At 47.2% G+C, this 13,784-nt stretch carries 5 protein-coding genes; all 5 read left to right on the plus strand.

The window, feature by feature from the left end:
* Positions 1-7 precede the first annotated feature (7 nt).
* The 5 genes from BM322_RS05610 (at position 8) to BM322_RS05630 (ending at position 13,782) form a co-directional block, all read left to right on the plus strand.
* On the plus strand, positions 8-466 hold the full coding sequence (locus BM322_RS05610) for a YbjN domain-containing protein (protein WP_075428928.1): 459 nt from the start codon (positions 8-10) through the stop codon (positions 464-466).
* A 182-nt stretch (positions 467-648) separates the two neighbouring features.
* Positions 649-2,424, plus strand: coding sequence for a flagellinolysin (locus BM322_RS13555; RefSeq protein ID WP_075428929.1), 1,776 nt, complete (start codon positions 649-651; stop codon positions 2,422-2,424).
* A gap of 43 nt (positions 2,425-2,467) precedes the next feature.
* Positions 2,468-4,570, plus strand: coding sequence for a flagellin (locus BM322_RS05620; RefSeq protein ID WP_177220824.1), 2,103 nt, complete (start codon positions 2,468-2,470; stop codon positions 4,568-4,570).
* A 175-nt stretch (positions 4,571-4,745) separates the two neighbouring features.
* Positions 4,746-6,128 (plus strand): flagellin, encoded by a 1,383-nt coding sequence (locus tag BM322_RS05625; protein WP_075428931.1) that lies wholly within the window; start codon positions 4,746-4,748, stop codon positions 6,126-6,128.
* A gap of 127 nt (positions 6,129-6,255) precedes the next feature.
* On the plus strand, positions 6,256-13,782 hold the full coding sequence (locus BM322_RS05630; protein WP_075428932.1) for a YDG domain-containing protein: 7,527 nt from the start codon (positions 6,256-6,258) through the stop codon (positions 13,780-13,782).
* Positions 13,783-13,784 lie beyond the last annotated feature (2 nt).

Genomic DNA, 13,784 nt, shown 5'->3' on the forward strand with positions numbered 1-13,784 from the left:
CAAGCACATGCCAAGAAAAAAAAGCAACGGCGTCGAGAGCAACGAGAAGGCCTTGAAATTCCAGGAGTTCCTGATTGAGAACAGCATCGATGTATTCAGCACCGAGTCGGTGGAGGATGACTACTCCACGGTCATCTTCCGCTCGCGCATCGAGGCCAAGGGACAGATCCTGCCCATGGCCATCCTGATCGACACGAGCATCTTCACGGTCATCCGCACCCAGATCATCACGGGCATCCCTGAGGACAAGCGCAGCAATCTCAAGGAGTATCTGAACGATCTCAACACCCAGTACAAGATATTCAAATACTACCTGCGCGATGAGGGTACGGTCTATCTTGACATCTGCCTGCCCTTCGTCGATGAGACCTTCGACAGCAAGATGATCCAGCTGATGCTCAGCGTACTTGTCCAGCACCTTGAGGCTGTCTACGAAGACATCATGGCACATATCTGGCATAAGTAAGAACCATAGCCTTCCCCTCTGGGGAAGGCATTTTGTTCGTGTTTTTTCGCAAATCGATTTAAGTTTTTCTCATTTTTATCCGATTATATAGATGTAAGCAATTTGCGGACAATATAGCAAGGATGGCAGAGAGCATTCGGCAGAACACTCTCATTTGTGTACGTTACACGGAGGACAAAGTCATGGGAATGGTCATCAAGAACAATATGGCGGCACAACAGATATTGGGTGAGCTTAATAGGAATAGCAATAAATTGGGCAAGAGTCTGAAAAAGGTATCATCGGGGATGAAAATCAATAGTGCAGCTGATGATGCTTCTGGATATGCTATTTCGGAACGTATGCGTGTGCAGGTGCGTGGATTGGATCAGGATATCAACAACACGCAGAGTGCACGTAGCATGATGCGTACGGCTGAAGGGGCTATCAGTTCAACGGTGGATATTCTGCGGACATTGAAACAGAAGGCCATCGATGCTGCAAATGATACGAATACGGATGCAGACAGAGCCACTATTCAAAAAGAAGTCGATCAATCAATAGATCAGATCGACGATAATGCGAATGTGACATTCAATGGTAAAATCCTGTTTGATGGTGCGGCAGATCATGCGGACACGACGGAACAGACGATTATCAAGGCTTTGAACAGTGAATGGATTGACAGCAGTCTACAGCTTATCAAGGATACTTATGGCTTGTCCTTTGAGGAAGACGATACGACTGTCAATGAAATTACGGTGAAGTTTGCCAATGATGATGATAATACCTTGGCGTATGTCAGGAATAAGTCGCGGGGCGGCAAGGCTACGGAACTGGAGCTGGTAATAAATCTGAAGTTCTACGAATCGTTGAATCGCGACGATCCCAACGGCAGTACGACAGCAGCAGGAGCTGGTTATCTGGACCGTACGTTGGCCCATGAGTTCACACATGCACTGATGGCAGCGAATATTGATAATTTCAATAACTTGCCGCTGTATATAAAAGAAGGTGCAGCTGAATTCACACATGGTATCGACGATGAGCGCAGAGTTGAACTCAGAGCCTTAACCAAGGATACATTAGCAAATAAGATTGACAACTCGGTATTGAATAGTACACAGGATTCATCCAACGATCCATATAATGTTGGTTATACGTTCCTGCATTACATCAATGCGCAAGGAGGTCGTAATGGTGCCATGCAGCGCTTTATGACTGTGCTGAACGAGAATGGCGCTGGAGCTTTGGATGATGCTATTGCTGCAGCGACATTGGGGAAATTCACGAGCGTTGCCGCAGCTAAGGAGCGTTTGCTGTCTGATATCGATGCTGCAGGTTCTATGGATGCATTTTTCAAGAACTATTGTGATATCGATTTGGATCGTACAGGGGAAAAAGATGATACTGGTGCAGTCACAGGCTCGAAGACCTGGGGCGGTGATACGGAAACAGCTGTGACAATCGTTCCTGAGGGGATGTCGACGAAATATTGGTATTATCCGGATAGCAGCACTTCGCGGATAAATGGACTGACAGTCAATTGGCCGGGCTTTTCACGTCCAGATTCGGGGTTCCGTTTCCAGGTGGGGACGAAAGCCAATCAGGTCATCAAGGCATCGTTTTCGGATGTCCATGCTGAAGCATTAGGACTGAAGAGCAAGGAAGGCAAGACAGTCAGTATACAGACAAGAGCTGATGCAAAAAGGGCATTGCGGACTTTCGACAAAGCCATTGATAAGGCACTTAACCAGCAGACGACAATCGGTGCTTTGCAGAGTCGCTTGGAATATACGGAAAGCAACCTTACAACAGCCAGTGAGAATGTCCAATCAAGCGAATCGACCATTCGGGATGCGAATATGGCCAAGGAAATGACGGAATATACGAAGAATAATGTCTTGATGCAGGCATCACAGTCGATGCTGGCGCAGGCCAATCAGAGCAGCTCAGCCGTATTGAGTCTGCTTCAGTAAGGAGGCAGTAAAGCCTTAAACGGATTACATGGAGGTAACGGATATGACGATGTCAGTATTGAATAGCGCCTCAGTAGCATTGACACTGGGAAACTTGAATAAGGTAATCACAGAATCGGGGAAAAAGCAGAAGACATTGTCGACTGGGGAGAAAATCAATACTGCTGGTGACAGTGCCGCAGAATATGCGATTTCGGAGCGTATGCAGGCGCAGATCAAGAGCCTGGATCAGGATGTACAGAATACGAAAACAGGTGCGTCGATGCTCGGGGTAGCAGCTGGTGGTGTGGAGAGTATCCTCAATGAATTGCGCAGTATGAAAGCTATGGCAATCAATGCGGCTAGTGATCATAATACTGATATGGATCGGGTGACAATCCAGAAGGAATTCGATCAGCGTAAGGCAGATATCGAAGATATCGCCTCATCGATAAACTACAACGGGAAACGGCTGCTTGATGGTACCTATGCGCATTATCATAAGTATTTGGACGAAGACGATGATGGTGCGACAGGGGTGCGTGGAGCAACATCAGTAACCCCGCTGGATGATGGCCCCACAGGTACACCGACTGTCATTGCCAGCGGTGATTACACCATCAGTGCCGGTGGTGTCTACCAGCTTGCTGATGGGTATACGGGGACAGTGAGTATCAGTGCAGAGGCTGCGGCAAGTGGTGTGCGGTTTACCCAGCAGACGGCAGCAATGGCTTTGAACAACGTCACGATTAATGTTTCTGGTGATAATGCTAAGCTTTGGATTGAGAATTTGAATATCACCAATACAGAAGGAAATGTAATCCAATTCACTGGTGAGAATAATCAGCTTACCTTGCTGGGGAGCAGTACGCTGACGAACAAAGGTAACGCAGCGAAAAAAGCCGTGGTAAATATGGGGAAGGGGCTTACCGTGAATGGTAATGGCTCCACGCTTACGGTCAATAATTCGGCAAATGGCAAAGGTGCTGGTATAGGCACGGATGCGGGACAAAGATCCTCGGGAAATCTGATTATCAGGAATGCCAATATCAATACAAACATGTTTGATGGCGCGGGCATAGGTTCTGGTGGTTCTGGTGGTTCCGTTGGCAATATTGAAGTAGATAATTCAACGATTCATTTAAATGGGCACTATTTTGCCGGTATTGGTGCAGGTTCGAACAATGCAAGCTGCGGCGATATCTTGGTCAAGAATTCAACCATCAAAGATATTGATAATACTACCCTGCATCTTACCAATCATATGGGCAGTATCGATACTGGGATTGGTTCGGGGTATTCGGGGTCGCGAGCAGGGAATATCACAGTAGACAGCTCGGTTGTTGAAATCCGCAATAGTGACAGTGCTTGCATTGGTTCCGGTGATGGTGGCAGTACCTGTAAGAATATTACAATCACAAATACGGATTATACAGGCTATAGTGAACATGGTGCGGGTATTGGTTCAGGGCGTAATGGTTCGAGTGCCCAAAATATCTACATCAAGAATGCGTCCAAGATTGTACATGAATCCCCGGAGGGCGCGGCAATCGGTTCAGGACTTAGCGGTAGTGTGGAGCATATCTATATCTCGAAGTCGTCGCTGCGCTTGCTGGATGCATCGAAGGCCTTCCAAGCGGATGATCATGAGGTACCAGGAATTGGACATGGTGAGGGTGGAACGGCAGGTGACTCGGGAGGAACCAGCTCGATGCCGGATGATGGTGAGTCTTTATATCGGCTGGGGACACCGCTGATTATCCATACGGGGACCAAGGCCAATCAGAATATACGTTGTTGGATAGAAGATCTGCGCACAGAGGCATTAGGTATTCGTGATATGAAACTTACGACGCAGGCAAGTGCGCAGCGGTTGCTGGGAGATGTGAAGGATAAAAATTCGACGGGGCCTATCGATGCTGCGATAGAAAAGGTACTGGGAGAGGCAACGCAGATTGGTGCTTACATGAGCCGTCTGGACTATACGGCGGCTAACCTTATCGTTTCTAGCGAGAATGTGCAGAATTCGGAGAGTGTCATCCGTGATGCCAACATGGCTAAGGAGATGACAGATTATACGAGGGACAATATCCTGACCCAGTCGGCGCAGGCGATGTTGTCGCAAGCTAATAAATCCGCAGGGCAAGTCCTGCAATTGTTGCAGTGAGGGTAAATACCGTCAGAGAGCTTTCTTTGGCGGTATTTTTGTTATATTAAATTTTGGCAAGGAGACTTAAGAAAAAAAAAATTTGTACGATATAATAGTTAGATAACTAGAGATGCCTTTGTTGCGGATAGCAGAGGCATTGTAGCAATAAGGGGAAACAAGGAGGTTTGCTATCATGACAATGGTAGTCAAGAATAATATGCCGGCCAAGAATACGCTGAATCAGCTCGATAAGAATGATAAGGCGCTGGCAAAAAGCCTGAAAAAAGTTGCTTCAGGGATGAAAGTCAATAGTGCAGCGGATGATGCCTCGGGGTACGCCATCTCCGAAAAGATGCGCGTACAGATTAATGGTCTGGAGCAGGATGATGCGAATACGCAGAATGGCAAGAGTTTGCTGACGGTTGCTCAGGGGGCTATAGATAGCACGGTGGAAATCCTGAAGACACTGAAAGAGAAAGCAATCAGTGCAGCTAATGATACGAATACGGATTCAGATCGCGCCAACATCCAGAAGGAACTCGATCAGTCCATCGACCAGCTTACGGATAATGCCAATGTCACGTTCAATGGCAAGACGTTGCTTGATGGTTCAAAGAATAATAGTGTTATCGAGGGTGGTACGTATACGCATCTGACCAATCAGAGCTTGTCGCCAGAGACGACGGGTGATACGTCGATTTTGGAATTGGTTACCCGTAACAATGAGTCGTTGGGCATCCAGAGCTCGGATACCTTGACGATTTCCTGGGTGCAGAATGGTGAGACGCATACGAAGACAATCAATCCACTGGCATATTTTGAACGAGAGTTAAATCCGAATTTTTACTCAGGAAGTGGCCTTCCTCGATATATTGATGTAAAGAAAGGTTATACGTTAAAGAAAATTCTGGAAGAAACGGAAGGTCGTATTCAGCTGGCCAGTGTGGATGCAAATATTGGTGCAAATCAGTTCGGCAATACCGTGAAGACGGCAGATGGACAGAATGCGATAACCATCAAGTCGTCGACGCCGGGCGTAGCAGGCCAGATCGCTGGTTTTACCATTGGCATCACCGATAAGGATGGCAACCAGCGCAAGTTCGCAAATAACGCCTTGGACGCCTTTGATGAGTCAATACGGGCGCAGAACGAATCGGAAGACAATGCGCTGGTGTTCCAGATTGGTACGAAGGCCAACCAAGCGGTCAAGGTCGGTATGACGGATATGCGGCCGGCTGCCTTGGGGCTTACCTCGACCGATACGCCGGTCAAGACTTTGAGCGTGAGCAATCAGGATGATGCCAATGCGGCCATCAATGTCCTGGATCATGCGGTACAGAAGGCGCTGGATCAGCAGACGCAGCTTGGCGCGATTGCGAGCCGTATGGACTATACGGCAGCCAACCTGACCACAGCCAGAGAGAATACACAAGCCTCTGAGTCGGTAATCCGTGATGCCAATATGGCTCAGGAAATGACGGCCTATACGAAGAATAATATCCTGACGCAGTCTGCACAGGCAATGCTGGCGCAGGCAAATCAGAATTCCAGCCAAGTGTTGAGCCTTTTACAGTAAAGAATCTTTAATCTCTCCCCTCGTTTGAGGGGAGAGTTTTATAATGATTGCGGCAAGGCTGGGATTTGCCGTATAATAGATACTAGAAGGAATCATGGGATAGGTTATGCCAAGGAGTTGGATGATTATGACGGCGAGAGCAAGACAGGAAAAAATAACCCTGCAAATCAGTATCGCATTGGCGGCTGGTATGTTTTCGATATTGCCGGTTTCTTATGGTGCGCCAGTGAAGGATCATGTTGCCGTAGGTGGTGCACAGATAAGTGTGGCCGGTACAACGACAAATATCACAAGTACGACAAAGAATAACGTCATTGAATGGCGCGATTTTTCCGTGGCTCAGGGCGAAACGGTACAATTCGACAATGGCGTCGTGGGTAGCAACGCCAATAACTATCTGAATATTGTAACCGGTGGGACAACTTCCTATATTGATGGTGCAATCAAGGGTGGCAATGAAGTTTATTTAATCAACCCCAATGGTGTGATTATGGGGCAAAATGCCACGGTCAATGTAGGGGCTTTTTACGCATCCACTAAGGCTTCGGTGGATTATTCGCAGGTCACAGCGGAAAGTGGCTCTTTGGCAGACAAGGTAATTACCTCGGGCACAGCGACCAATGATATCATCAATATGGGGACGATACAGGCTGATAAGGTGCAGGTTGAGGGCAATAATGTAACGTTCCTGAATACGGCTAACGTAGTACAGGCCAGTGGTGCGGCGCTTACCGACGGCTCCCAGGTAACAATAAAGGCTGCTGGGGATGTCTGGCTTGGGCATGAGGTAGCGACGACTTTGGCCGCAGATTCCTTGGCTGCGGATGATGCCAGCTATCAGTATCAGGTCAAGAATCTTGAGGAAACGGCAAATGTTAATCCTTATTATGCCAAGGTAATCCGCACGCAGAGTCAGCTGAACGAAATTGATGATACTGCTGAGCTGCGTAATGGCATCTATATGCTAGGACAGGATATCCCGTTGACTGGTACGCATACGCCTATCGGTCAATCAAATGCACCATTTTCGGGGCATTTCAATGGAAATTTCTTTAAGATCAGTAATTTGACTATTCCACATACTGCTCCTGTGGAATCTGCAGGATTATTTGGATATACCGATGGTGCCGCGATTGAGAATGTTGGGGTAGAGATATCGGCGATGTATGGGCGCCCATATGCAGGGGGGCTGGTTGGCATTGCAAAAGATACGACATTAAGAAATGTATATGCAACTGGAGGAATGATAGCCTCATTTGATCCCGTCGGAACGGGTATAGCCGATGAAGGTATAAGATTTTGTAATGGTGGTATTATTGGAAGGGCTGTTGGTACAATTACTGTTGATGGAGCCTATAATATGGCCACTATATATAATGGCTCGGGAATTATTGGATCCATTGCCGATGGTGCTAATGTAGCCATTACAAATTCTTATAATGCAGGCACTATAAATAATGATTCTGAAAATAATCTAACGTATTATGGTCTTTATAATGGTGATATGACAAAGCTGGTAGCTACAATTGGTGGAGGCTCAGCAACAACTGAATCGATTAGTGATAGTAAGACTGGCTACACAGTTAGTGTAAGTAATTGTTATGATAATGGTCGGTATATAAAATCTGACGCGAACATAGCTGCGCCTGGGACGGTGGGGCCCAACGGGGCTGGAACAAATTCCTATGTTATTACTGGATGGAGCGATGCTGATAAGAAAGACAAGTCAAAATATGCTTTTTTGAATGGCAGTGATGCTACGGATATTTGGCGTATTTATGATGGTCATTCTACGCCATTATTGCGTTCTTTTTTAAAGGCAAATGGTCACGGCACGATTGCGGTGGACTTTAATTATGGACTTTATAATGAGTCTGTGGGTGGCACGTCTGTGGCTACGAAATCCGGGGACTCGCTAAATGGTGTCGTATATAATGGCTATTACATTGGCATTGATAGTATCAAGGATAGTTCCCGATACGATAAAACTAAAATTGGCAAGACTGATGAACGGCAGCGTAATGCTGGTACGCTTGACCGGTTGTTTTATAGTACAGGGCAGGATGGCTATGATTTAGCTTCAACGTCACTGATCATCAAAAAACGCAATTTGGCACCCAATAGCGGTACGTTTTCAGCCGATAAGGTATATGATGGCAACGTGAGCGCGAATGCGGCTTTGCAGGCTGCATTGCTGGGAACATCCATCGATGTCAGCACTAGTGATTCGGATACCGGACTGGTCAGCACGGATGTAGGCAAGGTAGCCTTGAATACGAATGCCTTCTCCGCAGCTTATCGCAATGCTGACAATTCGGCTGATAATGCGGATGTCGGTAATGATAAGCCAATCAATATCAGCATTACAGACGCTGCGAATTTGTTGCAGGCAGGTGCGGATGGAAATGAGTCTGCGAACTATACCCTCGATACGAGTGGATTGACTAATGGGGTGCGGGGCAATATTACCCCGCGAAAAGTATATGTCAAACTGGAGCAAGCGACAGGTATCGATAAAACCTATGATGGTTCAACCGATATTGTCAATCCGGATAATTCTGCAGCGTATTCGCCAGAGAATAACGTCGTAATCGATACCTCGGCTGGACGTGAAAACAATCAGTTCCTTGGAACGGGGACTTATCTGCAGCGTGGCGCAGCAAGTTATGATAAAAAAAATGCTGGTGCACGTACGGTTAGCTATGCGGTCGGTTTGACCGATGCGGCAAAGAGCAGCTATGATTCCAGCAAGTATAATTATCAGCTTATCGGCATCGCTGCGAATGGACAGGAATATGATTTGGCGTCAGCAGGGAATAAGCTCCAGGCAACGGGAACGATAAAGAAACGCGATATTCCACTGGATAACATCGTATTCCATCATGCAGATGGCACGTCGACCGCAAATGGAGGGATAGCTTCCAAGGCATATGATGGGAATGCTGCTTACGGCGTCAGCGGTATGGACTTTACGGCTGGTCAGGTGCCAGATGGGCAGGAGCAGACGATTCATACAGGGATTATCGCTGATGATGCGGCGGCCTTTACGGGCTTTTCGGTTGCACCGACGGCAACTTTCCGCAATGCGACAGATACGGATGACGCGTCAAGTGTAGCGGATGCGAAGAAAATCAGATACACGATAACCCTGGCGGGAAATAACGATGCAGCTACCCTGGCAAACTATACGCTAGGGGAAAGTGAAATCACCAATGGTCAGGTAACGGTCACGCGAACGGGTGAAATCACGAAACGTGTCATCAATGTTGTCGTTGGAACGCCTAATGGTATTACCAAGACATATGATGGCACGGCTGCCGTGGTGGATGCCAATAATGCAGGCTATTTGACCTTTGGGGGTGACTATGTCCGCTACGCCGATGGTACGACTGCGGATCATCAGCTCGTTGACGATGGGACGAAGTTTGCTATTTCGGCAGTCTATGATGATGTGAATGTCAAACGTGATTCGACAACTGGAGCTGTGCTGGAGAACGGACATAATGTAACCTACACCGTAGCAATTGTGCCTGATACTGGTGCTGCAGCTGACAACTCGGCGAACTATGCGTTGAATCCAGTGACGAATGCTGCGGCAACGGTTGCACAGACTAGCAATGAAACGACAATCAACAATGTAACGGGCACCATCAATCCGGCGGGAGTGCAGGTAGTCTTTGCATCGGCAGATAAGTATTATGATGGAACGTCATATCTGCTGGATGCGCAGGGGAATTCGCTGACCAATACGGATAATGGGACACTGGTAAATCCCAGCTATATGGGTATACATCGCAAGGCTGGAGCAAACCAGGATGATGATGTCAAAATAAGCTTTGCCTCGCGGGAGGATGCAAGATATGCAAGTGCGAATGTTGCGCGCGAGAACAATACGGTTGTTGCACAGGATATTACCTACAAAGTCAGCTTGAGCGGAAATGACAGCAAGAATTATTATATTGCCGATAGTAGTTGGCAGCCAATCAGCATCGGGGAAGATGGCAAGGTAGAATTGACAGGCAGTGGCAAGATTGTACCTAAGATTCTCGGGGATGATGATATTGCCATTGGTTTCGGTGAAATAAGCAAGATTTATGACATGACCCCGGATGTTGATCAGGCAGCGGGATATATCAATACGTTTACGATTGGCGGTGTGGTGCTGAAGGATGCCACGCAGAACAATCTTGATGCGTATTGTTCTGCGATTGGCGCAGAATTCCAGAAGAATAATGGCGAACGAACCAGCAGTATCGATGCGACTAAGGCTGAATACACGATTACGCTGAATGATGCGGCACTTTCTAATTTTGACCTTGGTCAAGTAACCTTCTATGATTCGTCAACCAACGCTTTGACGGCAACAGCAGGTGATGCTCATATTACCCCGAAGGAAGTCACGGTCGTATTCAATGCGCCAACGCAAACTTTGACGAAGGATTATGATGGAACAGAAACTGTGCGTGCAGCCGATGGCAGTGTATATAATGTCGGGACTGATATGCTGGATGTGACAGGAATCTATGCTGATGATGCTAATGCTGCCTATATGGATCGTAGTGCAATCAATGCGCATTACGATGGGAAGGATGTTGCCTATGATTCGTCGAATCAAGTGACGGAAAAGAATGTCTACTATGATGTTGTGCTGGACGGAACGAGTGCGAAGAATTATAAGCTGGTTTATGGTACATCCTCGTCGACGGTAGGTGCGGCTCAGCCAAAACTTACAGTAACGGGTAAGGGAATCATCCGGCCCAAGGAGATCACGGCTGATTTCAATTTTGCTGAGGCGGCAGAAGACGATAATTTCAATAAAGTTGCTGGCGATACGACAGCCAATAAAGTGTATGATGGTCACACCAATGTCAAAACGATTTCGAGCAAAGTGATTGAAGGTGTCAATGGCGAAACAATCCAGTTGCATGACGACGATATTTCTGGCACGTATGGTTCTATGGCAACGGGTACCTTTGTAGAAAATGGCGATGTGAATTGGAGCTCCAATACGGCACTTACTGAGGCAGCAAGGACTGGCTATAAGGCGGTGAAGTATACAGGGCTCCAGAATGCCTTGGTACATGCAACAGGAACTAATGGCTCATCAACAGGGACGTTCTCGGCGAAGAACTATACGATTGCTGATACGGTGTATTTTGATGAGGCAAAGCAGAAAGGCAAGATTCGCCGTTTGGCGTTGACCGAAGGCGATATCGAGGCGGATTGGACGGATGAGTCAATCACGAAGGTATATGATGGTACCCCTACGGTCATCAATCCGGAGAGGTATTTTTCAATCTATACGGAGGTGACAGGGGAAAAGGTTGATTTGGGGTATAATCTTGAGAAAGCGGTCTACAATGACAATCAAGTGGATGTTGTTGCTGCTAAAGGGGTTACGTATACCATAAAAGGTCTTCAGGATCAGGCGTTCAAGAATTTTTCAATGTATGGTATCACAAGTGATGACTATCATATGACGGTAAATTCGGCAGATAAAAACAAGTTCGGAAGTATTACGCCGCGCGTGCTCAAGCTCGATTTCACGCAAGATACGGGCTTGGATAAGGTCTATGATGGTACCACGGCTGTGGCGGATGCTGCTAATGTGTATGAATTCGTTGTCGATGAAGATGGAACGAAACATGATCTTGTATCAGGTGATGGTGTAACGCTTATGGTTACCTCTGAGTATGGGGACAAAAATGCTAATGCCGATACCACAGAGGCTGCTCAGGCAGGTAATGGCAAGGTAATCAAGCATACTGTTGCAGTAAATGGGGATGATAAAGGCAACTATACTATCGAGGCTCTTGATGCTGATGGTAGAGTAATACATGAGGATACGACAACGTATGAGGGTGCAGGCGATATCATCAAGCGCAAGGTATATGTGGATTTCCAGGAAGGAAAGGGCATTGGTCTTAATAAGCAGTATGATAGCACCGATAATGTTGATGAGGCTTATAAGCAGCTCGATAGATTCAAGTTGGCAGCTAATGGACAGGATACTGGCGCTCTTACGGATGATGCTAGTATCATTCGATTGGGGAATTCTATCAGTGCTGCGTATCGGTCAGGGAACGTCAAGCGCGATAACCAAGGAAAGGTGACAACTCAGGATGTCGTATATTCAAGTTTCCAGCTGGAAGGATCCGATAAAGACAATTATTATCTTGCAACACAAGAGTTGACAGGCAAAGGAACTATCAAACCGATTACGGTTGGTGTATCCGTGAATAATGGCCCTGTCAAGGAATATGATGGCACAACTGCAGTGGAGGATGCCTATAAGACTGCTTCGAATATCACTGTTGATACTTCTGCATTGATTGGTAGTGATACCATCAATGTGGGGGTAGTGGACGCAAGTTATGCGGATAAGAATGCCGGCAGCGGTACAAAGGGCTATACATACCAGCTGAGCTGGGATAATGGCAACTATGAGCTGGGGGCAAAACCGACAGACGCAGGGGAAACCCTAACGACGGCAGGCCTTTCCGCTGAGCTTAACGGTACCAATGGTACGATTACACCGCGAATACTGACTGTGAAATCACTGGCTGATGCTGAGAAAGAATATGATGGTACGACAGCCGTGAAAAATGCTGCTGTCAATGTAGCATTCCATGAGCAGATTGTCCGCGGTGATGACATCGGTCTTACGGCATCAGCAACGTATGATGATGCGAATGCTGGTGTCAGCGAAGATACGGATGGACTCATCCAGCATACGGTCAATTATAAGTTGCAACTAGCTAATGGAAATTATCAGTTGGCAGCAACTGAGGTGCAGGGCAAGGGTACCATCCGTCGCAAAGGGCTTGAGGTTGTAGCCGAACCTGCAACTGTTGATGCTGGCGATCCAATGCCGGCTTTCTATGGGACGGTAAATGGCCTTTTAGCGAATGATACTGGTTTGTCAGATAAGTTCCAGTTCAAAACGGATGGACTAGTCACTACGGATACACCTGGTGAGTATGCAGTTTATGGCTGGTATAAGGGGCTGTTGTCAGGGAAACTAGGGCAGAATTATACTTTTGCACAGGCGGCAGCCAATGAGAAGGCCTTTACGGTACAGATGACAGATCCAGGCAGGGAATATAGAGATACAGTCAATCCGCATGGTCAGTTTACGTCAGATCATAAGGCCTATCAGCAGGCTGCATTAGATCCGGCTGCAGCTGGTGAGTTCAACAGCACCGGCAAGGCGGCGCTTGAATATCGTGACAGTAATGGAACGGTGCTTGGTTTTACGACTATCAGCAGCGGTGATGTTTATGAGACAGGTCCTAGTGCTGCTGGGCTGCCGAAGGCAATAGCTGGCGCAGGTGGTACTGAAGATTCTGGAAATGCAGGTGGTGCAAGTAATCCTGGTGCTGCAGCCGAGAATGGCAGTGAGTCTGTTGCTGGCGACGATGGCACGAATAGCGGCCTTGAGGCCGTAGCCAGTGTAGAGAATGGTGGTAAGAACAAGCTGTCACGCATCGGTATCACAGGCGATGATGTGGTCAACATGGAAAATGTTGATGCTGGCAATGTAGCGCAGATTGAAGTCGATGGTGATGGCAGTATCGTAAACTTGGAGATTGTTCCACTGGCAACAGCGTCAGCGGATAAAGATGCACAGGCAGAAATCAAGTCTGCTGGCTAAGA

It is taken from the genome of Selenomonas sp. GACV-9, assembly GCA_900116485.1.
Classification (GTDB): domain Bacteria; phylum Bacillota; class Negativicutes; order Selenomonadales; family Selenomonadaceae; genus Selenomonas_A; species Selenomonas_A ruminantium_G.